Source organism: Spirillospora sp. NPDC029432 (assembly GCF_040703975.1).
In the GTDB taxonomy this organism is placed as follows: Bacteria; Actinomycetota; Actinomycetes; order Streptosporangiales; family Streptosporangiaceae; genus Spirillospora.
Genome location: NZ_JBEZWH010000002.1, coordinates 101,542 through 127,030 on the forward strand (window position 1 = coordinate 101,542; position 25,489 = coordinate 127,030).

26 protein-coding genes are annotated in these 25,489 nt (G+C 72.1%); 25 read left to right on the plus strand and 1 reads right to left on the minus strand.

Annotation, left to right across the window (positions count from 1 at the left end; all coding sequences use genetic code 11):
• Positions 1-352 precede the first annotated feature (352 nt).
• From AB0881_RS01900 to AB0881_RS01980, 17 genes are all read left to right on the plus strand, one after another.
• Positions 353-1,465: a hypothetical protein gene (locus tag AB0881_RS01900; RefSeq protein WP_366613552.1), complete on the plus strand. Its 1,113-nt coding sequence runs from the start codon at positions 353-355 to the stop codon at positions 1,463-1,465.
• Positions 1,466-1,501: 36 nt separating this feature from the next.
• A complete protein-coding gene (gene cpaB, locus AB0881_RS01905) occupies positions 1,502-2,239 on the plus strand; it encodes a Flp pilus assembly protein CpaB (protein WP_366613553.1) in 738 nt (245 codons plus the stop codon).
• Positions 2,236-3,444 carry an AAA family ATPase gene (locus AB0881_RS01910; RefSeq protein WP_366613554.1) on the plus strand — a complete coding sequence of 403 codons (1,209 nt, stop codon included), beginning with the start codon at positions 2,236-2,238 and terminating at the stop codon, positions 3,442-3,444. Before cpaB ends, AB0881_RS01910 begins: the two co-directional genes overlap by 4 nt.
• Positions 3,441-3,869 carry a hypothetical protein gene (locus tag AB0881_RS01915; RefSeq protein ID WP_366613555.1) on the plus strand — a complete coding sequence of 143 codons (429 nt, stop codon included), beginning with the start codon at positions 3,441-3,443 and terminating at the stop codon, positions 3,867-3,869. Before AB0881_RS01910 ends, AB0881_RS01915 begins: the two co-directional genes overlap by 4 nt.
• On the plus strand, positions 3,866-4,210 hold the full coding sequence (locus AB0881_RS01920) for a TadE family protein (RefSeq protein ID WP_366613556.1): 345 nt from the start codon (positions 3,866-3,868) through the stop codon (positions 4,208-4,210). Before AB0881_RS01915 ends, AB0881_RS01920 begins: the two co-directional genes overlap by 4 nt.
• Before the next feature lie 3 nt (positions 4,211-4,213).
• Entirely contained in the window at positions 4,214-5,575 is a 1,362-nt protein-coding gene (locus tag AB0881_RS01925; protein WP_366613557.1) for a CpaF family protein, read from the plus strand.
• Entirely contained in the window at positions 5,572-6,498 is a 927-nt protein-coding gene (locus AB0881_RS01930) for a type II secretion system F family protein (RefSeq protein WP_366613558.1), read from the plus strand. The genes AB0881_RS01925 and AB0881_RS01930 overlap by 4 nt, the downstream gene beginning before the upstream one ends.
• Positions 6,498-7,373, plus strand: coding sequence for a type II secretion system F family protein (locus AB0881_RS01935; protein WP_366613559.1), 876 nt, complete (start codon positions 6,498-6,500; stop codon positions 7,371-7,373). The genes AB0881_RS01930 and AB0881_RS01935 overlap by 1 nt, the downstream gene beginning before the upstream one ends.
• Positions 7,360-8,568, plus strand: coding sequence for a sensor histidine kinase (locus tag AB0881_RS01940; RefSeq protein WP_366613560.1), 1,209 nt, complete (start codon positions 7,360-7,362; stop codon positions 8,566-8,568). Before AB0881_RS01935 ends, AB0881_RS01940 begins: the two co-directional genes overlap by 14 nt.
• Complete coding sequence (locus AB0881_RS01945; protein ID WP_366613561.1) at positions 8,565-9,224, plus strand: response regulator transcription factor; 660 nt, start codon at positions 8,565-8,567, stop codon at positions 9,222-9,224. The genes AB0881_RS01940 and AB0881_RS01945 overlap by 4 nt, the downstream gene beginning before the upstream one ends.
• 165 nt (positions 9,225-9,389) lie before the next feature.
• Positions 9,390-9,614, plus strand: a complete 225-nt coding sequence (locus AB0881_RS01950; protein WP_366613562.1) for a hypothetical protein — start codon at positions 9,390-9,392, stop codon at positions 9,612-9,614.
• Between the two features lie 39 nt (positions 9,615-9,653).
• On the plus strand, positions 9,654-11,294 hold the full coding sequence (locus AB0881_RS01955; RefSeq protein ID WP_366613563.1) for an OmpA family protein: 1,641 nt from the start codon (positions 9,654-9,656) through the stop codon (positions 11,292-11,294).
• Positions 11,295-11,391: 97 nt separating this feature from the next.
• Positions 11,392-12,630, plus strand: coding sequence for a C40 family peptidase (locus AB0881_RS01960; RefSeq protein WP_366613564.1), 1,239 nt, complete (start codon positions 11,392-11,394; stop codon positions 12,628-12,630).
• Between the two features lie 153 nt (positions 12,631-12,783).
• On the plus strand, positions 12,784-14,505 hold the full coding sequence (locus AB0881_RS01965; RefSeq protein ID WP_366613565.1) for a hypothetical protein: 1,722 nt from the start codon (positions 12,784-12,786) through the stop codon (positions 14,503-14,505).
• Positions 14,493-15,059, plus strand: a complete 567-nt coding sequence (locus AB0881_RS01970; protein WP_366613566.1) for a hypothetical protein — start codon at positions 14,493-14,495, stop codon at positions 15,057-15,059. The genes AB0881_RS01965 and AB0881_RS01970 overlap by 13 nt, the downstream gene beginning before the upstream one ends.
• A gap of 1 nt (position 15,060) precedes the next feature.
• Positions 15,061-15,489: a hypothetical protein gene (locus tag AB0881_RS01975; protein ID WP_366613567.1), complete on the plus strand. Its 429-nt coding sequence runs from the start codon at positions 15,061-15,063 to the stop codon at positions 15,487-15,489.
• A 2-nt stretch (positions 15,490-15,491) separates the two neighbouring features.
• Positions 15,492-15,899, plus strand: a complete 408-nt coding sequence (locus AB0881_RS01980; protein ID WP_366613568.1) for a DUF3592 domain-containing protein — start codon at positions 15,492-15,494, stop codon at positions 15,897-15,899.
• A 37-nt stretch (positions 15,900-15,936) separates the two neighbouring features.
• Here AB0881_RS01980 and AB0881_RS01985 read toward each other — a convergent pair whose 3' ends face one another.
• Complete coding sequence (locus AB0881_RS01985; protein WP_366613569.1) at positions 15,937-16,800, minus strand: hypothetical protein; 864 nt, start codon at positions 16,798-16,800, stop codon at positions 15,937-15,939.
• A 140-nt stretch (positions 16,801-16,940) separates the two neighbouring features.
• On the opposite strand from AB0881_RS01985, the gene AB0881_RS01990 reads away from it, so the two are divergent.
• The 8 genes from AB0881_RS01990 to AB0881_RS02025 all read left to right on the plus strand — a co-directional run bounded on the left by AB0881_RS01990 (position 16,941) and on the right by AB0881_RS02025 (position 25,481).
• On the plus strand, positions 16,941-18,491 hold the full coding sequence (locus AB0881_RS01990; RefSeq protein ID WP_366613570.1) for a polymorphic toxin-type HINT domain-containing protein: 1,551 nt from the start codon (positions 16,941-16,943) through the stop codon (positions 18,489-18,491).
• A gap of 9 nt (positions 18,492-18,500) precedes the next feature.
• Entirely contained in the window at positions 18,501-19,352 is an 852-nt protein-coding gene (locus tag AB0881_RS01995) for a hypothetical protein (RefSeq protein WP_366613571.1), read from the plus strand.
• Between the two features lie 116 nt (positions 19,353-19,468).
• Positions 19,469-20,923 (plus strand): hypothetical protein, encoded by a 1,455-nt coding sequence (locus tag AB0881_RS02000; RefSeq protein WP_366613572.1) that lies wholly within the window; start codon positions 19,469-19,471, stop codon positions 20,921-20,923.
• A gap of 28 nt (positions 20,924-20,951) precedes the next feature.
• Positions 20,952-21,350, plus strand: coding sequence for a DUF3592 domain-containing protein (locus AB0881_RS02005; RefSeq protein WP_366613573.1), 399 nt, complete (start codon positions 20,952-20,954; stop codon positions 21,348-21,350).
• Between the two features lie 15 nt (positions 21,351-21,365).
• Positions 21,366-21,944: a hypothetical protein gene (locus AB0881_RS02010; RefSeq protein ID WP_366613574.1), complete on the plus strand. Its 579-nt coding sequence runs from the start codon at positions 21,366-21,368 to the stop codon at positions 21,942-21,944.
• A gap of 17 nt (positions 21,945-21,961) precedes the next feature.
• Entirely contained in the window at positions 21,962-22,372 is a 411-nt protein-coding gene (locus AB0881_RS02015; protein ID WP_366613575.1) for a hypothetical protein, read from the plus strand.
• A 148-nt stretch (positions 22,373-22,520) separates the two neighbouring features.
• Positions 22,521-24,782 (plus strand): substrate-binding domain-containing protein, encoded by a 2,262-nt coding sequence (locus AB0881_RS02020; RefSeq protein ID WP_366613576.1) that lies wholly within the window; start codon positions 22,521-22,523, stop codon positions 24,780-24,782.
• A 99-nt stretch (positions 24,783-24,881) separates the two neighbouring features.
• Positions 24,882-25,481, plus strand: coding sequence for an A24 family peptidase (locus AB0881_RS02025; protein ID WP_366613577.1), 600 nt, complete (start codon positions 24,882-24,884; stop codon positions 25,479-25,481).
• Positions 25,482-25,489: the final 8 nt, after the last annotated feature.

The window sequence follows — 25,489 nt, forward strand, 5'->3', positions numbered from 1 at the left end:
ATGGGAGGGCGGCCATGTCCTCAACGTGATCCGGTGAAGCCGGACATGGGGCGGATTGCATGAAATTTCTATGAAGTCCGTGGTTCCGGCAGATGCCCCTTCAGAAACGTCCGCTGTGCCGTGCTGCGATGATCACCCCGCGCGTTGCCAGATATCTACCTCTATGGGGCGATTGTCCGAATCTTGAGTGAGGGTGTGTCCGAAAATGATGAGTAGGCGCTGAGACGGTGGACTTCATCCTCCGGATTAGTGACTTGAGATGGTGTTGTTGTGAGAGCTATCGTCAATGCGCCCAATGGGTAGCTGTGTCTTTTGTTCGTCGTCTACCTAGGAGACGTGGAAGGGACCGCGCATGAAGCCCATGACGGCGACCCCGGGGGCGCGCATGGCCGCAGTTGTCATCATGGGGAACATTCCCGCCACGGGGATCATCCACGACCCGGTGGCGATGCGCGTGGACGACTCCGCGACCCCGGAGGCGTCGCTGGCCTTCGTCGACCACATGGCGCGCGTGCTGGCGGAACGGTCCGCCGTGCTGGTGGTCTACCCCGCCTGGCGGGCCGCTGGACCGGTCCGGCTGGTCCGGTTCGCGCGGGGGATGCTGAACACCGACCGGATCGCCGGCATCGCGCTGGACCTCCCGCCCCTGTCGCTCTCCGTGGTCGCCGACCAGATGGCGTTCATCGCGCCGTTCGTCCGTCCCGGTGTCCTGGCCAGCCTGGCGAGCGCGCTCGCGCGCCAGATCTACGCCGGTGCCTGGGTCAACAGCGTCGCGCACCTGGAGCACATCCAGACCCGGCTCGGCGCGCATGTCACCTCGTACCTTCCCGGCAGCGGCTTCTCGGTGGCCGCGGCCCCGTCGGCGGGAGTCCACCGGATCACTTCGGCGCGCCCCGTGCAGGAGATCGCGCAGCGGCCGCAGGACCCGGTCCTGCTGCTGGCGGCCGACGTGAACGGCAACCCGCAGTGGCTGGCGAAGTCGCTGCAGCCCGCGCTCGGGGCGGTGTCGCTCACCACGGCGGCCGGGCAGCCGCTTGGCCAGGAGTACTGGGGGACCAAGAAGTACACCGAGTTCGTGGCGTTCAGCGGTCATCCCCACGCGCTCAACCATCTCGTCGCGTCGACCGCCTGCCGGCCGTGCGGCTGGTGCGGAGAGCCCACCGCGCTTCCGGCCTGCCCGTTCTGCGCCATGGTCCAGCCCGTACCGGGAGCGGGACGCCCCGAGACGGCCGGTCCCGGCGTCCCCCGCCCGGCCGGACGGCCGGAGCCGACCGCCGTGCCCGTGCCCCCGCCGCCCCAGCAGCCTCCGCCGCCGAGACCGCAGGGCCCTCCGGCGAACGGTCGCGAAGCGCCCGGCCGCCCGGCTCCGCGGCAGGCGGACCGATACCCCAGCCCCTCGCCGCCCCCTCAACCGGACGAAGAGCGCGAAGGCACCTTCGTCTTCCCCTCCCACGGGAACCGATAAGCCGCTCCCTTCCCCCCGTGCCAGAAACGGAGTCCCATGAACCCCCGCCAGCGACGCGGACTGCTGTTGATGATCATCGCTGCGCTGGGTGCAGTGTTCGTCTTCATCACCGTCCTCGGATACGTGGGCAACGTGCGCACCCAGGCCGAGGCCGAGGTCGGCGAGATGACCCCCGTGCTGCAGATCCAGTCCCCGGTCGAGGCCTTCCAGCCCGTCACCGCAGCGTCCGTCAAACAGGCGCAGATCCCCAAGAAGTGGGCGACCTCCGCGTTCGTCACCAACCTCACCGACCTGCAGGGCAAGGTCGCCGCCGGCACCCTGCCGGCGGGCGCCTACCTCCAGCAGGGCATGATGATCGACGCTCCGTCGCTGAAGGCGGGGCAGCGTGAGATCGCCATCATGATCGACGCGGAGACCGGTGTCGCGGGCAAGGTCACCAACGGCGCCATCGTCGACGTCTACGCCTCGTTCAGCTCGACGCAGAACGGCCGGCAGACCACCGCCGCCTGTGCTGTCCGGATCCTCAACCGGGTCCAGGTGATCAATGTGGGGCAGCTGCGCAACCAGTCCCGCAACGGCGGCCAGCAGCAGTCCGAGGGCGCGGCGTCCGGGCAGGTGGTGCCCATCACCTTCGCGCTCAATTCCAGCGACACCCTGAAGCTCACCTATGCCGAGAGCTTCGCCCAGAAGGTGCGGCTGGCGCTGGTCGGCGGCACGGAGGACCCGAAGCCGCCGTTCAACCGGCTCTGCGAGACCCCTCAGGCGGACCGGTGACCATCCAGGTACTGATCGGCAGCGCCGATCGCGATCTGGCGGTGCAGCTGCGCACCCAGATCGCGGAACTGGCCGAGATCGATGTCGCGGGGGTCGAGACGAGCGCCGCCGACATCCTCGGCATCGTGGCGACCCACACCGACCTGGACGTCGTGCTGGTGGACGAGCAGATCGGGACGCAGCCGGGGCAGGAGCTCATCCGCGAGATCGGGGTCCGCCGCCCGCACGTCGCGTCGGTGCTGCTCAGCAGCCGGGTGGACGAGCTGGTGCTGTCCAAGGCGCTGGAGGCCGGCGCGCGCGGCGTGCTGGCGCGGCAGCCGAGCCTCGAGGAGCTGGACACCAAGCTGGCCACGGCGGCGGAGTGGTCGCGCGGCATGCGGCGCTGGCTGGGCGCGGCACCGGCGGTGGACGTCGGCGGCCGGCGCGGCCGGGTGGTCGCCGTGGCCGGGGCCAAGGGGGGCACGGGTGCCACCACCCTCGCCGTCCAGCTCGCGCTGGCGGCGTCCGCGCGCCGGTCGGTCTGCCTGGTGGACATGGACCTGCAGTGCGGCGACGTGCCCAGCTACCTCGACCTGGTGCACCGGCGCAGCATCGCCGACCTGGTCGGGGTGGCCGACGACATCACCGGGCAGATGCTGGCCGACGCGCTGTTCATCCACGAGGCCGGGCCGCACGTGCTGCTGGCGCCGGCGGAGGGGGAGCGCGCCGAGGACGTCACCTCGCTGGCGGCCCGGCAGATCCTGGGCGCGCTGCGGTCCCGGTACGAGGTGGTCGTCATCGACTGCGGCGCGTTCATGACGGAGGGCTCGGTGACGGCGGTGGAGCTGGCGGACCAGGTGCTCCTCACCGTCACGCCGGACCTGCCCTGCCTGCGGGCGGCCAAGCGGATGGCGCAGCTGTGGCGGCGGCTGGACGTGCGCAAGCCCGACGAGCTCTCGGTCGTGATCACCCGGCAGAGCCGCAAGGACGAGATCCAGCCGGACTTCGCGGCGCGGGTGCTGGGCATGGCCCCGGCCAAGACCACCATCCCGCCGGCCGACCGCGCGCTGGAGAAGGCCGTGAACAACGGCGCGTTCACCCGCGTGGAGGACGACGGGTTCCGCAGGGCGATCACCCAGCTGGCCGTCGAGGTCGGGATCGTCTCGGTCGACGTCGGCGTCGAAGCGCGCAACGTGCTTCGCCGCGGAAAGACAGCGGTGTCATGAACCGGCTCAGGGCGTTGCGGGCAAGGGCGGCCTCCGACGCCGGCGTGGTCGAGTTCACCGCCATGCTCCCGATCGTCCTGGTGACCGTGGTGGTCCTGGTCTGGGAGGCGTTCCTGATCGGCATGTCGGCCACCTACGCGAGCCATGCCGCCAACGAGGGCGCCCGGATCGCCGCGGTGGGCGGCGACTACGCGGAGGTCAAGGAAGCGTCGGTGAAGCGGATCCACGGCGCGTGGGCCGACGAGGACAACATCGAGGTGATCTACCCGACCGGGCAGCGCTGCGACCGGGACGTCACGCCCCAGCCCGATGCCGACTGCGGGCACGTCCGGGTCGACATCAAGCCGCCCCTCGTCTTCCCGGGCTTCCTGCTCCCGATGGAGGTCAGCGCCCGGACCAAGGTCGTGTACGAGGGGGAGGGATGAGAGATCGAGGAGCCGCGGCCACCGAGTACATGGGCATGCTCGCCCTCTTCCTCTTCGTGGTGGGCGTCTGCTTCGAGGTGTACGTGTCGTTCAGCACGGTCGAGAAGATCGAGGACGCGGCGCGCACCGGTGCCCGGGTGGGCAGCATGCGCAGCGTCGACGAGGGGCAGCGGGCCGCGCAGGAGGTCATGCCCGAATGGCTCAACCACCACACCGTCAAGGTCTCGCGCGACGGGGACCGGGTCGAGTGCGAGGTGTGGGCGAAGGTGCCCCTGCTCTTCAAGGGAGTGCCGTTCGACGCCGATGTCAGGCGGCGGGTCGAGATGCCGGTCGGAGGGTGAGCGATGGGACTGAAGAAGCGGCTCGACTCCGCTGACGAGAGCACCGGCACGGCCGGCGGCGCGAGCGTCGCGCAGTGGCGGCAGCGGCTCCTGGAGGAGGTCAACCTCGACGATCTGGCCAAGCTCGACCTGCCGCAGCGGCGGGCCCGCCTGGAGAAGGTCGTGGGGCATCTCCTCACGCGCGAGGGGCCGGTGCTGTCCACGCGCGAGCGGACCATGCTCATCCGCCGCATCGTCGACGAGGCGCTGGGCCTCGGTGTCCTCGAACCGCTGCTCGCCGACCCGACCGTCACCGAGATCATGGTGAACGGCCCCAACAGCGTGTACGTCGAGCGCGCCGGCCGGGTCTCCAGGATCGACCTGGGGTTCGCGAGCGAGGGGCAGCTCTACCAGACGATCGACCGGATCGTCGCGCAGGTGAACCGCCGGGTGGACGAGTCGAGCCCGATGGTGGACGCGCGCCTGCCGACGGGCGAGCGGGTCAACGTCATCGTCCCGCCGCTGTCGCTGGTCGGGCCCGTCCTCACGATCCGGCGCTTCCCCCGCGCCTACCGGATGGACGAGCTGGTCGCGCTGGGGTCGCTGGACGAGGCCACCGCCCTGCTGCTGGGCGCGTTCGTCCGGGCCCGGCTCAACGTGGTGATCACGGGCGGTACCGGCACGGGCAAGACCACGTTCCTCAACGCGCTCTCCGGCTTCATCCCGAACTTCGAGCGCATCATCACGATCGAGGACTCGGCCGAGCTGCAGCTCCAGCAGGAGCACATCGTCCGGCTGGAGTCGCGCCCGGCCAACATCGAGGGCGAGGGCGCGATCGCGATCCGCGACCTGGTCCGCAACGCGCTGCGGATGCGGCCCGACCGGGTGATCGTCGGTGAGGTCCGCGGGGCCGAGACCCTCGACATGCTCCAGGCGATGAACACCGGTCACGACGGATCGCTGGTCACCGTGCACGCCAACTCCACCGAGGACGCGATCTACCGGCTCGAGACGCTCGCCGCGATGAGCGAGGTGAAGATCCCGTACGAGGCGGTCCGGGACCAGATCAACAACGCCATCGACGCGATCGTGCACCTCGACCGGGCGCCGGACGGCTCGCGCCGGATCACCGAGATCGCCGTGCTCACCTCGGGACGGCGCGAGCAGATCCGGCTGCACAGCATCATGCGGTTCGACCAGGAGCCGGTCGGCCTGGACCGCGTGGTGCGCGGCCGGTTCGTCCGGGCGCCGCTGCCGCGGGAGCTGGTGACCAGGCTGACGCACGCCGGCGAGGCCGTGCCGGCGGCGTTCGCCGCGGCCGAGAACGGGACCGCGGCGCCCTCCGCTTTCGGGACGGCGCCGGCGGCGACGCGGGAGGACCGATGAATTTCCCCACCATCATGCTGCTGATGCTGGCCGTGCTGGCGGTCGGCGTCTGGGGGGTCTGGGAGTTCGGCCGCGGCCTGGACCACCGGGCCGAGCTGGCCGCCCGGGGCGCTCGCGGCTACGACGAGCGCCGCGTGCTCACCAGGATGGACCGGCTGGACCAGCGGCTGCGCCGGACCACGCTGGGCCGCCAGCTGGCGAAGCGGCTGGGCGGCGCGGGGCTGCGCATGCGGCTGTCCACCTTCGTGGTCGTCGTGGGCGGCGGCGGGCTGGTCGGCATCGCGCTCCTCGGCTACCTGTTCTCCGCCTTCCTCGGCGTGCTCGTGGTGATCATCCTCGCCGCGGTGGGCCTCATCTTCCTGCGGCAGCAGGAGGAACGGCGCCGGGACGAGTTCATCGCCCAGCTCCCGGAGCTGGCCCGGGTGCTCGGGAACGCGACCGCGGCCGGCCTGTCGATCCGCACCGCCGTCGACATGGCGGCCGACGAGCTCGACGAACCGGCCCGCACCGAGCTCACCCGTACCGCCGAGGCGCTGCGGCTCGGCCAGTCGTTCGACGAGGCGATGAACGACCTGCGCGACCGGCTGCCATCGCGGGAGCTGGCGGTGCTGGTCAGCACGCTGGTCGTCGCGTCCCGCGCGGGCGGTTCGCTGATCACGTCGCTGCGCAACATCTCGACCACGCTGGAGGAGCGCAAGGAGACCCGCCGCGAGGTGAAGACGATCCTCGGCCAGTCGCTGGCCGTGGGGTACTCGATCACCGGTATGGGGGTCGCGCTGCTGATCGGCATCGCCGTCGTCGCCCCGGAGATCATGAACAAGATGACCGGCTCCCTGTTCGGGCAGATCGTCCTGGTGGTCGTGGTGAGCCTCTTCGGTGCGGCACTGATGCTGTTCCGCCGGATCACGAGGATTGATGTCTGATGCCGCTCCTGCTGGCCTTCACCGCCGCGCTGTGCCCGATCCTCCTGGTCTGGGGCGTCCACCTGGCGGCGCGGCCGCCGGTGCCGAAGGACGTCATCGTCGTCAGGACCGAGAAGAAGAAGGGGTTCGGCCCGCTCGGCGCCCTGGTCGAGTCGCTCGGACGCCCCTTCGCCCCGGCCCTCCTCGGCGCGATGACCATGGCGGGCCGGACCCGGCTCCGCCGCCGGATCGGCCGCGCCGGGCTGCGCATGACGCTGGACGACTACGCCCGCAACAAGGCGGGCAACATCGTCCTCTACAGCGGCTTCGGCGTCCTCGTGCTGCTGGCGGGGCAGCCGCTGCTGGGCCTGGTGCTGATCCTGGTCGGGCTGTTCCAGACGGACTTCCTGCTGTGGAACGAGGCCCGGGACCGGCAGGGCGACATCGAGAAGTCCCTGCCGGACTTCCTGGACGTGCTCACCGTGACCGTCACGGCGGGGCTGTCGTTCCGGCACGCGCTGGAGCGGGTGGCGCAGAGCATGGAGGGCTCGCTGTCGGACGAGATGATGACGGCGATGCGGCAGATGGAGCTCGGCACGCCGCTGCGTGACGCCTTCGAGGAGCTCCGGCAGCGCAACGACAGCGACGCGCTCTCCAGCTTCGTCACCGCGATCCTGCAGGCGGAGGAGCTGGGCGCGCCGCTCACCGGGGCACTGAACCAGATCAGCGTGGACATGCGCCGCGACGCGCACCAGAAGGCGCGGCGCCGCGCGCAGCGGGCCGACCCCAAGATCACCATGATCACCACGTTCCTGATGGTCCCGGCCATGATGCTGCTCATCTTCGCGGCCTTCTACTTCAGCACCGGTGGTGCGTTGTCGAATGTCCTCGGCTGACCCGACCGCGCCCCTCCTGGCCGCCCGCCTCGGCCAGACCTTCCGGCTGCTCATGAAGGTGCGGATCCTGGTGGCGGCCGTGAGCCTGCTCCTGGTCCCGCGCGAGCTGCTGGACACGGGCGCGATCAGCGTCGTCGTCTGCATGATGCTGCTGTCGCTGGTCCTGCTGCTGGGCTGGGAGCAGATCGTTCCCTCGCTGATGCGGTACCCGCTGCTGGTGGTGCTGGACGTGGTGATCTCGTACGGGATCCTCGAGGTCGGCGGGGTGGTCGGGCCGTTCTTCTTCTTCACCGTGGTGACGTCGATGCTGGCCGGCCTCCTCTACCGGCGGCTCGGCATGATGCTCGTCTGCGTCCTGCAGGTGCTGCTCTACCTGGTCGCCGTGGCCCAGGTCGAGGTCGATCCCACGTTCCAGACCTTCGTGGGGATGCCCGCGCTGTACCCCATCGGCGGTTTCATCGGCCGCGCGCTGCGGCAGCTGCTGGACGCCAACGAGGAGCTCGACACCGCGCGGCGCCGGGCGGAGGTCGTGGCCGCGGCGGCGGAGGAGCGCGGCAGGCTCGCCCGGGAGATGCACGACTCGCTGGCCAAGACGCTGCGGGGCATCTCCATGGCGGCCGGCGCGCTGCCCGCCTGGGTCCGGCGGTCGCCGGAACGGGCCGAGGAGGAGGCCCTGCGGGTCGCGTCCGCGGCGGAGATCGCGTTCCGGGAGGCCCGCCAGCTGCTGACCGACCTGCGGGACGACGCGGTCCAGGGGATGCTGGCCCAGGCGGTGCCGGAGGTCGTGGCCTCCTGGGAGGAGTCGGCGGGCGTGACCGCGACCGTGACGGCCGACCCCGGCGCGGACCTCCCCCTGGTGGCGCGGCACGAGCTGCTGGCGATCCTCCGCGAGGCCCTGGAGAACGTCGACCGGCACGCCCGGGCGCGGGCGGTCGAGGTGCGCCTGGCGGCGCGGGACGGCCAGGTCGTGCTGACCGTGCGGGACGACGGCCGGGGTTTCTCGATGACCGAGGACGAGGTCCGGCGGCTGTCCGCCGCGGGCCACTACGGGGTCATCGGGATGCGGGAGCGGGCCGAGCGCGCCGGCGGCACCCTGGCCGTCACCGCCGGCGCCGCGGGCGGGACCACGGTCACCCTGACCGTCCCGATGACGTCGGACCTCGTACGGGTCCGGGAGCCGGAGGAGGCCGCATGAACGAGATCAGGGTGGTCGTCGCCGACGACAATCCGGTCGTCCGGTCCGGGCTCGTCGCCCTGCTCGAGTCCACCGGAGAGGTGACCGTGGTCGCCGAGGCGGGCGACGGCAGGCGCGCCATCGAGCTCACCGAGCGGCACCGGCCCGACGCCGTCCTGCTGGACGTGCGGATGCCGCTCCTGGACGGGGTGACCGCGGCCGAGTCGCTGAGCAAGCTGACCAAGGTGCTGATGCTGACCTACACCGACGACCCGGAGGTGATCCGGTCCGCGGTGCGCAACGGCGCCAGCGGCTATCTGGTGCACGGCTCGTTCACCGCCGAGGAGCTCGCCGCCGCCGTGCGGTCGGTCGCCACGGGCTCCCAGAACCCGCTGTCGCCCGTCGCGGTGACCGCGCTCATGTCGGCGGTACGGGGCGGGGCCCAGCTGGTCGCCGGCCCCCGGCAGGAGCGCAGGGACTACGGCCTGTCGGCCCGGGAGACCGAGGTCATGGACCTGATCGCGCAGGGGCTGGCCAACCGCGAGATCGCCGGCCGCCTCTTCCTCACCGAGAAGACCGTGAAGAACCACGTCAACCGGATCTTCGCGAAGCTCGCCACCGAGAACCGCGCCGCGGCGATCGCGCGGTGGCTCGGGACCGAGAGCGAGAGCCGGTGAGCCCCGCCGGCGGGCCGGGACATGGGTCCGGACACGGGTCCGGCCATGGGCCCGGACGTAGGCCCACGGGATGGGCCCAGATTGGGCCTGCGGACCCTGGGGAGGCGATTCCTCCTTCCGTAACGTATTCGGCAGCGGGAGAGCCCGAATATGCGGGAGGAAAAAATGAACGCCATCCGGAACAGGATCGCCCTGATCGGCGCTGGAAACGACCGGGGGGAGGGCGCGTTCTCCTACATGGCCGTCCTCCTGCTGATCGCCGCAATCGTCGCGGTCCTCTTCACCGCGAACATCGGCAACGACATCAAAAAGGGCATGACCTGCGCCGTCAACAAGGTGCTGGCCGACGCGAAGGTCGCCAAGGCATCCGACGAGTGCAAGAACGCCTAAGGGGGAGCGCCCTTGAGGGCGCCGCCAGTGCTGCGTAGGATGGCGCATCCGGCCGGGTGGAGAAATTCACCTCTCGGCCGGTTGCGCCATTCTGGCGTTGGCTCCCGGATCGCTCTCGATGGAGGTCTCCGAATGCGTGGTCCCGTGCATGTCCGCCCCGTGCTCGGCGCGTTCGCCATGACGATCACGCTGGTGATCGGCGCGGCGGCGTGCTCGGGCGGGGACGGGAAGGGCGGAACCGGGGGGAAGCGCGGGGCCACGGCCTCGCCGACCTCCGGCGGCGCCGCGCTGGGGGTCCGCTCACTCCTTTCGACAAAGGACGCGCGGGTCGAGTTGCGTTCCCTGGAAAGGGTGGCGGGCAAGGCGGTCGTGGCGCGTTTCCGGATGCTCAATGATCGCCCTGAGGGCTTCAACACGATCAACACGGAATACGCCGGGAACACGGAATTCGGCAACCCGGTCCCCGGGCTGAGCGGGGACTCCATGTCGGGAATCAGTCTGCTCGACGGCCGCAATCTGCGACGCTACTACCCGCTGCACCGATCTGACCAGAAATGTCTGTGTTCGCCGTTCAGTGGTGGTCTCGACCTGGACGCCAAGAGCGGCATCGATCTCTTCGCGGTCTTCCCGAATCCGCCGAAGGGCGTCGATCGGATGGACGTCCTCTTCCCCAACGCGGTGCCCTTTCTCGATGTCGCGATCAAAGACACGGCATCGGGAAGCGTGCAGATCGGCGGCGAGACGGTCGACCTGGCCGGCGTGACTCCCGCGAAGCCGGTGGTCGTACCGGTCACCAGCACCGTGGAGAGCCGTACCCAGGTCGAGGGGGACGACGGCGAGAACCTCAGCGTCCGCCTGTCGGCCGACGTGCTCTTCGCCCTGAACAAGGCCGACCTCAACGCGGCGGCGCAGGACATCCTGCGCCAGGTGGCCGGGCGGATCGACCGTTCGCCGGGGACGACGGTGAAGGTCGACGGCCATACCGACAACAGCGGCGACGACTCCATCAACGGCCCGCTCTCGGAACGCCGGGCCGAGGCCGTACGGGCGCAGCTCTCCAAGCTGGTCACCAAGTCCGGGGTGACGTACCAGGTCAAGGGGCACGGGTCGGCCGACCCGGTGGAGAGCAACGAGACCGACGAGGGCAGGCGGAAGAACCGGCGCGTCACCATCACCTTCCAGCGGCCGCCCGAGCCCGCCGCCGCGGGCGCGCCGGCCGCCGCGGGAGAGATGGAGAAGAACCCGCGCACGGTCATCGGCCGGGCGGCCGTGTCGCCGACCCGTCCGCCCCGGGTGGTGGAGGGCGACTGGCTGACGAAGGGCGAGGCGGTCGTGCACAGCCTGACCCGTGACTCGGCCGGCAACGCCACGATGGTGTGGAGCGTCCGCAACGACACGCCGGGGTCCACGTACAACCCGCGGAACGGCCTGACGCTGGAGCCCGACGCCAAGCGGCCGGGCGGGGTCGACGGGGTGCGGGTGGCGTTCGACGAGCGGGTCTCCCGGGCCCTCTACACGAGCACGGGCACGCTCAGTCCCGACTACGGGGAGAACGACCAGCCGAAGGAGAACGGCGAGACGCTCGTGTCATGGGGGATCTTCCGGATTCCCGCGGACGTCAAGACCGTGACCGTGCAGATTCCCGGGTTCCAACACGTCACCAACGTGCCAGTTGGGTGAACGTACGGGATTTGGGTCCAGGGGCCCTTTCGCCGATACCGATGGTTCTCTAGTTTCTCGGGGGGGACCATCCGGCTCTGACCAATCGGAGTAATTCGTGAGGCTTGCGCGCTATCGGGGCCGCCGCGGTGATGAGGGCTCCACCCAGATGATCATGCTGGTGGCGATGGTCTGCATCGTGGGCCTGAGCCTGCTGACCATCCAGGTGGCCCAGGCCAACGACATGCGCTCCCGCGCGCAGATCGCCGCCGACGCGGCGGCGATCGCCGCGGTGACGCCGCTGCGCGACGCGGCGCTCAACACCGCGCTCAGCGGGCTGCTGCCCGACAGCGTCGGCCTGTGGACCGTGGAGCCGAACGAGAACGCCGCGGACCCGGTCTACGAACAGAAGGCGCGCGACTACGCCGACCGCAACGGTGCCAAGCTCACGGGCGAGCCCCATCCCACCGGGACCCGCGGCGACACCATGAAGGTGTCGGTGCAGACCGAGGACTGCTTCCTGAAGGAAGAGAAGGAGCTGACCGCCAAGGACCGCGAGGACCTGGCGAACAACCGCAACGTCTGCACCGACCGCAGCGGCCGGAAGGGGATCTCCAAGGGGCGCGGCACCGCCACCGCGATCGCCGAGCTGCGGCTTCCCGAGTGCAGCTACGAAGGCGACTTCATCGAGGGGCCGGAGGAGGACGGAGGCGCCACGCCCTCGCGGCTGAGGTGCGACGGGGTGGTCGTCTGGACCTCCGGCGGCGGCGGTGTGGACCGCGAGCGGGCGCTGCGGCTCTTCAAGGTGCGCCTCGTGGCCAAGGAGGCCCAGGAGGAGTACACCGGCATGCCGGCCAGCGGCCTGCCCTCCGGGCCGTACGTGGAGGGCGAGTGCCGCAAGGACGGGCCCAAGCCCGACAAGAGCAAGCCGTTCGGTGAGCGGATCGTGCTGTGGGCGAAGTGCTGGCTCGGGACGCCCTACTCGTGGGGCGGCGGCGGGCCGAACGGCCCGAGCACGGGCATCTGCTGCTCGCCCGGAGGCTACAGCGGCGCCAACACGGTCGGGTTCGACTGCTCCGGCTTGACCCAGTACGCGGTGTACCAGGCGTCGGGCGGGCGCATCACGCTGCCGCGGACGACGTACACGCAGGTCAACTTCGGTGTGCGGCTGTCCTCGGTCGGCCAGCTCCAGCCGGGTGACCTCATCTTCCCCAATTCGGGACACGTGGCCGTGTACGCGGGCGGCGGGATGATGGTCGAGGCGCCGAGGACGGGCGATGTCGTGAAGGTCGCCCCGATCGCCGGGCGCGGCTTCTACGCGGGTGTCCACATCCCGCCGCCCGCCGGTGACCGCTGAGGCCGGAAAACGATCCAGATGAACGCTGGATGACATTCCGGAAAAGCGGAAAAGAATGGCGGCTTTCAAGAAATACCGACCCGATTAATTGGGTCTGATATTGGGCCTCAAGGCCTAAAAGAATGGTCGATCGCGCTGGCACGCTCGGATGCCGTGTGGCGAAACTGGCGTGCGAACCCGAATGCCTCCGCGGCCCGTGACCGGGGCGAGGGCGCGTTCGCCTACATGGCGGTCCTGCTGCTCGTCGCGGGCATCGTCGGGGCGCTCTTCCTGACCGGGGTCGGCGGTACGGTCGCGGGCGGCATGCAGGCGGCCGTCTGCAAGGTCTTCCACGCGGCGGGCCTGGTGAAGCAGTGCGCGCCCGTGGCGATGCCGCCCAGCCGGCCCGGCCGTCCGATCGCGGATCCGGACGAGCCGACGCACGCCTGCACGATCCGCAACGAGCGGCGCTACCTGGAGGAGACCGTCACCATCCCGGTCCGGTACGTCGACGTCCGCACCAACAGCCGGGGGACGATCGTGCTGACCGAGAAGGTGCAGCCGGACGGCACGCGCGTCTGGGAGGTCGAGGACTTCACGTGGGGTGAGGGCGCGGTGGCCACGCCGACCATCCGGAAGTCGACGATCGACGCGGACGCGCCCGGCGGCCCGGCCGAGAGCAAGGGGCCCGACTTCGGCGCCTGGGCCGGGGTGTCCATCACCAACGGCAAGATCTACAGCTTCACCAACGAGAAGGAGGCGCGCGACTTCTTCAACATGCTGAAGGACCACCGGATCGGCAACCCGGTGAAGTTCTCCCTGCGCACGAACCCGCTCACTGGGTGGGCGGTATGGGGCGCGGGCAAGCTGCCCTGGGTGGGCGACGACATCGACCGGTTCATGGGCGGCAGCGAGCCGGACCGCAAGCCGTCGGCCGAGTATCTCGAAGGCGGCCTCACCGCCGGCTTCAACGGGGATCTGCCGCTCGGCGACATCGTCTCGGCGCCGTTCAAGGGGCGCGGCTGGCTGGTGAACGGGCAGCGGAAGGACACCAAGAGCGGCAACACCACGATCTACTTCCAGGACCGGGCCGAGGGCGAGCTCGCCGTGCAGATCGACATGACGAGCATCTGGAACAGGCTCCCCAAGGGGCTCAGGGAGCGCGCGTCCAAGGGCATCGACGACGCCCTCGACGCCGCGATCGGGGCCATCGAGGAGCAGCTCAAGGGCGAGTACGGGCGCGACGTGATGATGTCGCCCGACCAGCGCGACGAGATCAAGAAGTCGATCAGCGCCAATCCGGACGTGGGGATCAACGTCAAGGGCCGGATCGGCGTCCGGTACGAGCTGACCCTCGACAAGAACGGCAATCCGGTCGGCTTCAAGAAGATCGACCACAAGCAGCTGATCTTCTACCTGCGGGGCGGCGCCAAGAAGGGCGGCACGGTCGGCGACGAGAGGGTGACCGGCGGCGGGAACGCGCAGTGGTCGTGGGTCGCCAACCGCTGGGAGACGGAGAAGACGCTGGATCTGAAGAACCCGGACGACCGGCAGGCCGCCGAGCGGTTCTTCGGCTCGAACCCGGGCGACTTCATCGCCAAGAGCGTCAACCCGTTCACCAGATGGAGCGGGCGCGGCGGGCTGGACGACTACTTCGCCAACGGCGGCGGCACCATGGCGCGCTACACCTTCGACACCGACGCCGACAGCCTGAAGGGCACCGTGAACGGCGAGCGCTCGACGACGACGCCGAAGGACGACACCAAGAGCAAGAAGTCCAAGCGCAAGTACGGTCTGCTGGAGATCGGCGACGAGGACGAGACCAACACGCTCGCCAGCGCCGAGTACTACAAGCCGGGCCAGGGATGGGTGAAGTGGAGCCGATGCACAGGGTGAGGCGCCGCGCGGCCGCCGCGGTCGCGGTCGCGGTGGCGGCCGGTGCCGTGGCCTGCGGCGGCGGGGACGAGCCCGCTCCGGTCCCGCAGGGCTTCCGCGAGCACCGGACGGACGCCTACACGGTGGCCTACCCCGCCACCTGGCGGGTGCAAGAAGGCAAGGACGAGCGGAACCGCCCCTTCGTCGAGATGAACGGGCCGGTGAACGCGGCGGGGGCCTACGAGGGGCAGGTCCGCGTCGGCCGCTGGGACCGCTTCCCGCTGGCGTTCGAGGACCAGCTCGTCCAGTTCCGCGGCCTCGCGAAGGCGGCGGGCTACACGATCGCGAAGGACACGAAGGTCTCGATCGACGGCGCGGCCCGCGCCCACCGGTTCGAGGCGGTCTACTCGCGCACCACGGCGTCCGGGGCGACGGTGCGGCTGGCGATGACGGACACGTTCGTGCTGACCGAGGACAAGGTTCTCCTGGAATTCGTCGTCCGTTCGCCTGAAGGAGCTGCCGCGCGGTCCCGGGCGCCGGAGATACTCCGGTCGTTCCGTGTGAAGGGAGACTGAGGTGGCAGGTCCGGGACGTTCCGCCGGCCGCGCCGTCGCCGGGGCCGTGCTGCGCGGGGCGCTGGTCTCGCTCGCGGGCATGCTCGGCGCGCTGGTCCTGGTCCTGCTGGCGGCCGTCGTGCTGCCCGATGTGGCGCTCTCCACGGGGTTCTTCTGGGTCTCGGCCGGGGCGGCCGTCGTGCTGCAGTTCGTCCTCGGCTTCGCGGGCACCGGCGCGGCCGTCCGGTATCTGGCGGGGCGCGGGATGCGCGGCCCGTCCTTCGCCGCGGTCGCCGCGACCGGACCGCTGCTCGTGGCGGTGCTCGTGCAGCTGGGCGCCCTCGCCGAGGGGGAGCCGCTGGCCGCCTGGCCGCCGCTGCTCGCCGCCGCGGCGGGGGCGGCCGCCGGAGCGCGGCGCGCGGTCCGGGCCGGCGCGGCCGCGGGGGCGTGACGATGGCCGGGACCGTGGGCGGCCTCTTCTTCGCGGTCTTCGGGCTCGGCATGCTGGCGGCCGGCCCGGTGCTCCTCCTCCGGCGCCTGCGGGTCCGGGAGGGCGCGGCCCGAGCGGAGGGAACGGTCCTGGCCTCCGACTGGGACCGGCCGGCGGGCTCGGGCGGAGCCGGCTCCACCTACCGGCTCACCGTGCGGTACGCGATTCCCGACGGCCGCGAGTTCACCTTCAGCGAGGGCGGCCGCCCGGACGCCGACGTGGGCGGCCGGGTCACGGTCTTCTACGATCCGGCGGCGCCCGAGAAGGGGCGCGTCGGCTATTCGGTCCGCCAGATCTGGTGGCGGGCCCTGGCCCTGTCCGGGGGCGGCCTCTTCTTCACCTGGCTGGGCACCCAGTTCATCGGCTCCTGACCGGTGCCGGTGCCGGGCCCGGGTCGGCGCCGCCGGTTCAGACGTTCAGCGTGGCGACCTGTGCCGGGTCCGGTGCCGTGACCGCGGCCGGCTTCCCCCAGTCGGAGTAGCGCGCGGTGGTGACGATCACGGTGGGGCCGGCCGCGAGGCTCATGCTGAGCTGGCGGGGCAGGCCCTGCCGGTCGACCCAGACCGACCAGGGAATGTTCGCCACCCCGGCGTCCGCGAGCGTGCGGAACTGGGCGTCGCCGGTCTGGCCGGCCAGTTTCGCGGTGGCGCTCGTGCCGTCGTAGCGGCGCACCTCCTCGCCGCCGAGCCGCTCCTTGTACGGGGGCTTCTTGAGGGTGCCGTGCCGCAGCGCCGCCAGGCCCTTGTCGGCGGTGGCCTCGCGGATCCCGGCCTGCGCCTCCTTGTAGGCCTCCTCGAACGCGGCGCGGCTCGGGCCGAGGTTGGAGCGCTGGAGGTCGGCGCGGGTGATGCGCAGCCAGCGCTTGCCCGGCTCGTACTCCTCGCCCTCCTGCCGCACGTAGACGGCGTCGCCGAGGACGATCGTCTCGCTCGTCCCGGCGTCGGGGCCGCCGGTCTGCACGAGGGTGATCCGCGCCGAGGGCCGGGAGGTCCCGGTCCCGGCGACCACGCCGGATATCTCGGTCCTGGCCTTGCCCTGGTTGGTGGTCGTCTCGGTGCTGACCGACACCTTCGCGGAACGGCTCGCGCCGATCCGCCGCCCCAGCACGTCGGCCAGCGCCTTCGGGTCGTCGGGAAGCGCGACCTCGGCCGCGGGGGACGACGGCCGCTTCGCCGCGGCCCCTTCTCCGCCCGCGTCCTCGCCGCCGCCCTGGCAGCCCGTGACGACCAGCCCGAACGCCGCCGCACCGGCGATGACCCGCGCGCTTCTCATTGCCTCAGCCTCGCGGCACCGCGCGTGCGGTTCCAAGGGCTGTGCACCGATTTGGGCCCGTAGTTGGGTCCGGGGGCCCAGGTGCGATCCGCGCGCGCGGGTTTGGATGGCTGCCTCCGTCCTACGGCATAGGGGGTGTCGTGCGGCTCTTCCGGGATCGGGGCGAGGGCGCGGCCGGCTACATGGCCGTGCTGCTCGTGATAGCGACCATCACCGCCGTCGTGATCTCGGCGACCGCCGTGCCCGAGCAGATCTCCGCGGGGATGAAGGCCGCGGTGTGCAAGGTGGCCGGCGGCAAGGACTGCAAGGGCGTCGACGGGGCGGGGCAGCCGGGCGGGCAGCCCACCGGGCAGCAGACGCAGCCGGCGGCGCAGCAGTGCGCCGCCGACGACTACAAGTGCCAGGCGGAGCAGGCCGACCGTGAGGCGGCGGCGGCGGACCAGGAGGCCGCGGACGCCGACCGGGAGGCCAGGGAGAACGAGGGCAAGGCCGACCTGGGCGATCTCGCCGCGGACTTCGGCATGGAGGCGTCCGGTCTCGCGGACGCCAAGCGCTGCTTCACCGAAGGCGACCTGGCCGGCTGCGGGTGGACGGCGATCTCGCTCGTCCCGGTGGTGGGCTGGTTCGGCCGCGGCGCGAAGGCGGCCAAGGCCGCCAAGAAGTTCGACAAGCTCAAGGACGCCTACGACAAGTACAAGAAGGCGGCGGCCGCGGCCCGCAAGCGCGCCGACGACGCCCGCGAGCGGGCCCGGCAGGCGCGCGAGCGGGCCCGGCAGGCGCGCGAGAAGCTGGCCTGCAAGAAGCCGAACAGCTTCCTCGCCGGGACGCTGGTCGTCCTCGGCGACGGGCGGCTGAAACCCATCCAGGACGTGGACATCGGAGACCGCGTCCTGGCCACCGACCCGAAGACCGGGAGCACCCGGTCGCGCCCGGTGACCGACCTCATCAGCCGCGAGGAGGCCAAGCGGCTGGTCGACGTCGACATCGCCACCGGGGCGCGGAGCGGCGCCGTCGCGCGGATCACCGCGACCGACGAGCATCCGTTCTGGGTGGCCGAGCGGGGCTGGGTGAACGCCGAGGACCTCGCCCGCGGCGATCGCCTGACCGCGGCGGACGGGGACCGGCCGGCCGTGCGCGGAGCGCGCGCGTACGACCGCTTCGAGCGGACGTACAACTTCACCGTCGCGGACCTCCACACGTACTACGTCGTGGTCGGCGGGCGGGCCGTGCTCGTGCACAACTCGCGCAAGCCGATCCCGTGCCTGACGCCCGAGCAGATCGACAAGAAGATCGACGACGCGCTGAAGGACCCGGACAAGAACAAGCAGGCCGAGGGCAACCTCGCCGACGCCCTGCGCCGCGGCAACTGCCGGCCCAACCAGTTCCAGCAGCTCTTCGACGCCGCCGGTTCGGAGACGAACGGCGACATCGACGTGGGCGTGCCGGGCGCGGTCATCGAGGTCTACAACGGCACGGCCGCGGACATGGGCAAGAAGGGGCACCAGGCCAAGAAGTTCCGCAACCATCCGGACGTCAACCCGGACGGCAAGCGGCAGGTGATCTTCTTCGCGCCGAACGTGTCCGAGCTGGACCGCAAGCGGTTCCAGCAGGAGTACGGGGAGTACGACATCAGGGTGTTCGCCAGCCAGGACCACCTGGTGAACCACCTGCGGCGCACGGGCGCGTGCTAGGAAGAGGGTATGTCGGACGTCGCCGTCGTCATCTTCGCCGAGCCGGTCCGTCCCGGGCAGGTCAGGGAGCTCGTGGAGTCGCTGGGCGGTGAACGGGGCCCGGACCCGGAGGCGCCCGACGACTCCGGCCTGCAGCGGGACGGCGGTGCGGTCTGGGTCGTCCCGTGCGAGCCCGGCGACCTGCCGTACCCACCGGACGTGCTCCGGGAGTGCGAGCGGCTGCTGGGCGCGCCGCCGCGGTCGCGGGCGGTGCTGGACGTGTCGCGGCGGCGCGGCAGCGAATGGCTCGCGGCCGAGATCGTCCTGGCGGCGGCCGAGCGGTGGCGCGTGGCGGTCCTGGACTTCGGGGAGGAGCTCCTGGGGATCAAGGACTTCCAGGAGCGGATCGCCGAGCGCCCGGTCGGGTTCTTCCTGCCGGCCGGGTGGCTGGACGTGCGCCGCGTGCTGCGGGAGCAGCGCGCGGATCCGGTGACGCTGGTGCTGCCCGGCGAGGCCGGCCCGGAGCGGCTCAGGTCGTTCCTGCGGTCCATGGGGGCCGTCCTGGATCTGGACGCGGGCACCGACGCCGAGTTCGAGCGCGGGGACGCCCGCCTGTGGATATCCGTCCAGGCGGAGGGCGAGGCGCAGGTCGGCGGCGGCCAGGCGGCCCTTTACCGCGGCACGCTGGGCGAGCCCCCGTTCACGTTCGCCCGGATGGACGTCTTCGACGGCGCCGGGTCGCGGTCGCTGGCGGTGGAGGTGGTGGAGGCGCTCGCCGCGCTCCATCCCGTCCTGCTGGAGGGGCCGGACGGGCAGCTCATGACGCTGGACGATCTGCGCCTGCGGGTGCGTTCGGGAGCCGGCGAGCCGTTCTCGCCCTGAGGGCCGTGACGCTGAAACCGGTGGACAAACCGGAATCGAGGGCCCAAATCTAAGAGAGCCCTGGTTGGGCCCTGGGACTCAGGTGCTTTCGACCCAAGGTAGTTAACGTCGCAACCATGCGGCGAGGTGAACAGGGCGCGAACACGCGGCGAACCCGCGATGAGCGCGGCGAGGGCGCCACGGGCTACATGTCGGCCCTCCTCCTGATCGCGCTCATCGCGGCCGTGGTCGTCAGCGCGAACTTCGGCGGCTCGCTCGTCGACGGGATCAAGTACGCCATCTGCCGCGTCTTCAGCGCCGCCGGCCTCGCCGACTGCGAGACGCCCGCCGACCGGGCGCTGCGGCCGAGCTGCCTGACCAACCTGGAGACCGGCAGCTACGGCGGCAACATCGAGGTGCTCATCATCAGGGTCGGCAAGGACTACTCGTTCCTGCGGACGACCTCGATCGCGCCGGACGGCACCAAGACCGTCACGGTCATCGGCGTCAAGGGGAAGACCGGCGGTGTCGGCACCGGCATCGGTGCCGGGATCAACATCGGCAACGTCATCAACCTGGGCGCCGACGCCCTCGCGGAGGCCAAGGTCAGGCTCGGTACGGGCGATGGCTGGCAGTTCACCGGCCCCGACGCCGAGAAGAAGGCCGACGACCTCATGGGGCAGCTGCAGGAGCAGTTCGGGATCGACGCGGTCAAGGAGAACGGCGGGTTCCTCGGCCAGATCGGCGGCACCATCTACGACGCGGTCGCCGGGCCCGACCTCCCCGAGCCGAACATTCGGCGGTACGAGGGCGAGTTCGACCTGTACGCCGGCGTGTGGGCGATGGCCGGGGTCGGGCCCAAGGACCCCAAGGGCCGGCACCGCAAGCCGGACCGGCACACGGATCCCCGAGGGCCCCAGGAGCCCGACCCCAAGGACAGCCGCGGTACGGACTCGATCAACCCCAACGCGGCGGCGTGGGCGGCCGTCGACGGCAACGAGCGGGCGATCCTGGAGATCAACGAGAGGACCGGCGACACGTCGGTGACGATGATGCTCAGGGGCGAGGCCAACTACGGCGCGAACTGGGGGGCGAACGGCCCCCAGGGACGGCACGCGGCCACCGGGGCGATCACCCTGACACGCGACAAGAACGGCAAGCTGTCCAAGGTGACGTTCGCGCAGACCCACATCGTCAACGGCACGGCCACCGTGGTGACCACGACGCTCCCGCTGGAGACCGACGCCGACCGGCTGGCCGTCGCGAGCGGCCTGCTGGATCCGCGGGAGGGCGGCCCGTCGGGGCAGCTGCTCTCGCTGACCTGGGACGACATGGCGCCCACCCGCGACCCCGGCCCGGACGCGAGCCCGCTGCAGCGGCTCCTCTACGAGAAGGGGACGACCTCTAAGGTCGACTACGAGTACGACCAGACCGACGCCCTGTACGGCGCGAGCGTGAAACTCGGGCTGCGGCTCGGCGTCAACGCGGCGATCTCGGACTCGACGCGGCGGGCGACCGGCGCCCAGTACCTGGGCGCGCCCACGCCCGCCGGGACCCGCCCGTACCTGGACCAGCCGGAGTGCCGCGGATGAGCCGCCCCGGCGGAGCGGAGGCGCACTGATGGCCGGGCACATCATCATGATCGTCCTCGGGCTGGCCTTCGTGGCCGGCGGCCTGCGCGAGTCCGCGGAGCGGCTGCGGCTGCAGCGCCGGGCGCGCCGGGCGCGCGCGGTGTTCGTGGCCCGCGAGGAGGCGGGGCACATGGCCGGGCCGGGCGTGCGGAGCCGGACCGCGCGCTTCCGCTTCACGGCCGAGGGCGGGCGGGTGGTGGAGCGGGCGAGCGCGCTGACGACCTTTCCCGGCCCGCGGCCGGGCCGGACGCTGACCGTGGTCTACGACCCCGACCGGCCGGAGAGCACCGCCGAGCGCGCGTGGGTCCATCTGGCGATGCTGGTGGCGGGGCCGGTCGCCGTGGTCGCCGGCGCGGTGATCGTCGCCGCGGGCGCGGCCGGTCTCTGAGGGGTGGCGGTAGGGATGCGAACGGTTGCGCGGGCACCGCTCTGCGTGGCGGCCGCGGCGCTGGCCGCCCTGCTCGCGGCCGGGTGCGGAGGCGGTGGCTCCGGTGAGCGCCCGGCCGCCGCGGACCCGCCGCCCGTACCGGCGGGCTACACCCCGGTACGCGCCGGGAAGGTGGTCCTCGCCCACCCGAACGGCTGGACGGGGGTGGCGCAGCCGCCGCAGGGGTGGCTGTTCGGGGCGGAACTGCGCGCCGGCGAGACCGTCGAGGCGCAGGTCGCGGTGATCGGCAAGGTGCCGCAGGTGCCGGTGGCCCGGCTGGTGGCCGACGCCGCCTCGACCGGTGCCGAGTTCAACGGCGCGGAGGTGCGGCGGGGCGGCAACCGGCCCGTCGAGATACCCGGGGCGCGGGACGCCGTACGGGTCGACTACACCTACGCGACGGCGGCCGGACGGCCGAGCGATCACCTGGCGACGGACGTGAGCGTGGTGTACGGGACCGGCAGCGCCGTGGTGGTGCGGATCGCGGGCCTGCGGAGCAGGCTGACGCCCGCGATGGTCGACCAGGTCGTCCGCACGATCGCGATACGGGCGTAGAAGCAGCGGAAGGACGTATGGACCTCCTGAAGTCATGGGGCGCGGCCCTCCTGGTGTACCTGGTGGGAGCCTTCGTCAGCGCCGCGCTCGTCATCAACGCGCGGGCCGGGCGGGAACTGACCACGGTGGACGGCGGGCTGCTCTGGGTCGCGCTCCCCACCCTGCTCACGTTCCTGCTCGTCACCCTGATCGCCGACCGGGTGCACGCCGGCGGCGCGCGGCGCGAGCCGCGGGGGGGGCCGGGCAGGCACGCGCTGGCCGCGCTGGCCGTGCCCGTGCTGGTGATCGTGCTGGGGGTGGCGGCGGGCGTCGCCCAGCGGAACGGGATCGGCGGTGTTCTCCTGTCGGCCGCCGCGTCGCTCCTGGGTACGGCCCTGGGCTTCTTCGGGCCGGCCATGTGGCGGCGGCGCAGGGGCCGGGCGGCCTGACCGGATCGCGGGGACCGTACGGCGCGCCGCGCCGTCCGCGCGCGTCCGCATTGGGTCTCAGGGCCCATGCGGGGAATGGGTCTTGACGGCTTCAATTGGGCCCATTATGCGGCTCCCCGATGAAAACAGCGACGATTCGTCACCCTCCGTGAGGCCCGAGGGCGGGCAGGAACGGCAGCCGGCCGAGGAGAGGGAGGGCCGGGCGCACGAGCGGCTGACGCCGCCCGCGGCGTTCGGGCAGGGAGAACCGGCACGGGGGCCGGCGGAACCGGAGATCGGCCTGCCCGTCCTGCCGTACGCCATCGTCGAGCGGGAGGCGCCCGAGGCGGCCGGGGCGCCGCAGGGCGGGGCGCCGCCGTTCACGGCCGCCGAGCCGCTGCCCGCCACCCCCTTCGCCGCTCCTCCCGCCGCGCCGGAGAGCGAGGCCCCGCCGCCGGAGGCGGCGACGCCCGAGGCGAGCGCGGCGGCGCCCGAGGCGGAGGCGAAGGAGGCGGCGCCCGCGCCGCCCGGTGCCCCGCCGCAGGAGGAGCGGGCCGAGGAGCCGCAGGCCGTTCCTCTGGAGGTGACCGTTCCGGACGGGGTGCCGTATCCGCAGGCGGAGGAGCCAGAGCGGCGCGAAGGGGTCGTGCCGTCGCTGCCGGTGCCGTACGCGGCGCCGCCGCCGCAGGTTCCGGACGTGGTCGCCGCAGGGCCGGCGTTCGCTGTCGCCGTGCCGGAGCCGGCCGTGGCCCCCGGGCGGCCCGCCATGCCCCTGAGGCCGTTCGACGGGCCGCCCAGGAAGAGGCGGCGGCCGCCGAAGTGGGCGCTGGTGGCGGCGGCCGGGGTGCTGGTGGCGGGCGGGGCCGGGGTCGCGGTCGCCCAGGTCGCGGGCGGCTGCGGCGGAACGGTCGCGTTGAACGTGGCGGCGGATCCGGCGGTGGCGCCCGCGGTCGGCGCGGTGGCGCGGACGTTCAACGCGGAGAAGCACGAGGCCGGCGGGGGATGCGTGGAGGTCGTCGCGAGCAGCGTCCCGTCGCCCGGCATGGTGGTGACGCTCGGCGGGGACCGCGGCGGGGCGCGGGCCGACGCCTACGTGCTCGACTCGTCGCTGTGGCTGACCGTGGTCGGGGAGGCGGCACGGCGTACGGGAGCGGCGGCGCCGGTGACGGTGGGGCCGGTCGCCGAATCGCCAGTGGTCTTCGCGCTGCCCAAGGGGAGCCCGAAGGACGCGCTGTCGTGGAGTGGCATGGCGAGTGGTACGGGACGCCATGCGCTGCGCATCGCCGAGCCCCAGCAGAACGCCAGCGGGATGGCCGCGCTGCTGATGGCGCGGCAGGCGGCCGGGAACGGGGAGAAGGCGCTGGCCGGATTCACCAGGATCCTCCAGGGCGGGCAGGGAAGCGTGGCACCGCACGCGATCGCCGCTCTGGAGAACCTCGGTGCGAGGAGCGGCGGGCAGGTGCCGGTGGCGGCCGTTCCCGAGCAGGCGGTCTGGGCGATGGGCGGGGCGGTGGACGCCGTGATGCCGGCCGACCGGACGGTGAGCATGGACTTCCCGATGGTGGCCGCGTCGAAGGGGAAGGCCGCGGCGGCGCGCGAGTTCGCCGCCGCGATGCGGTCGGCGAAGGGCAGGGCCGAGCTGGCGAAGGTCGGGCTGCGGGCTCCTGGAGCGGCGCCTGCGAAGGCCGTCTCGGATGTCACCGGGGTCACGGCGGTGGCCGGGGCGGCGCGGCCGCGGCCGCAGGCGCTGGGAGAGGTGCTGGAGATGTGGCGGCGGATGCGGCTCGGCACGCGGATGCTCGCGCTGATCGACGTCTCCGGCTCGATGAACGAGACCGTGCCCGGGACGGGCCGGACGCGGATGGCCGTCACGGCGGGCGAGGTCAACGGGGGCATGGCGCTGCTCCCGGACGCCGCGGAGGTCGGCGTGTGGACGTTCTCCACCCGGATGAACGGCGCGCTGCCGTACAAGGAGCTGACCCCGATGGGCAGGCTCGGCGCCGTGGCGGAGGGCGGCACGCACCGGGCGGCGCTCCAGCAGACGCTCGGGGGGATGCGGGCCAAGCCGGACGGTGACACGGGCCTGCACGATTCGGTGCTCGCGGCGTTCCGGGCGGTGAAGGCCGGCTACCGGGACGACATGCTGAACTTCGTCCTGGTCCTGACGGACGGGCGGAACGACTTCGCGGGCGGGATCTCCGAGCAGAAGCTGCTGGCGGAGCTGAAGAAGGAGTACGACCCGGCGCGGCCCGTCCAGGTCATCGGGCTGGCGTTCGGGCCGGCCGTCGACCTGCCCGCGCTGCAGCGCATCGCCACGGCGACCGGGGGAGCCGCGTACCAGATCCAGGATCCGCGGCAGATCCGCGAGCTGTTCCGGCGGTCGGCGGCGCTGAAGATCTGCGACGATCCGCGCCGCTGCCCGGCGGGGTGAGCACCGTCCCGCCCCTGCCTGGCGGGCGGTCCGGGGGGCCGTTACCGTGAGTGTCCGCGGCCGGGGGTGCCCGCGGCCGTGCGAGGAGGGGAGTGGCCGGTGAGTGCGGAGGCCGCCGAGGATCCGGTGGTGTGGTCGTGGCGGGCGGACTGGACGGAGCCGGTCCGGGCGCGGCCGGTGCCGGTCGCCGCCGTGGCCGTGCTGGTCTGCGGCGTTCTCGGGTGGCGGGTCGGGCTCCGGGCCGAGCTGGCGGCGTTCGTCTACCTGGGGGTCGTCGGTACGGCGCTCGGGTTCGTCGACGCGGCGCTGCGGCGGCTGCCGGATCCGCTGACGCTGACCGCCTATCCGGCCGGGCTCGCGCTGCTCGGGGCGGCGGTGCCGTTCACGGAGGACGGGGGGCGGCGCTACATGGCGGCGCTGGCCGGGATGGCCGTCCTGTGGGTGTTCTTCGCGGTGCAGTGGTTCGCGCTGCCGAGCGCGCTCGGGCTCGGGGACGTGAAGCTGTCCGGGGTCCTCGGGCTCTACCTCGGGTGGCTGGGCTCCGGGGCGTGGGTGCTGGGGGTCTTCTCGATGTTCGTCCTGGGCGGGCTGTACGCGGTCGGGCTGCTCGTGCTGCGGCGGGCGGGGCGCAAGGAGGCGATCCCGTTCGGGCCGTTCATGCTGCTGGGGGCGTTCGCGGGCGTGGTCGTGTACGCGTGATCACTTGT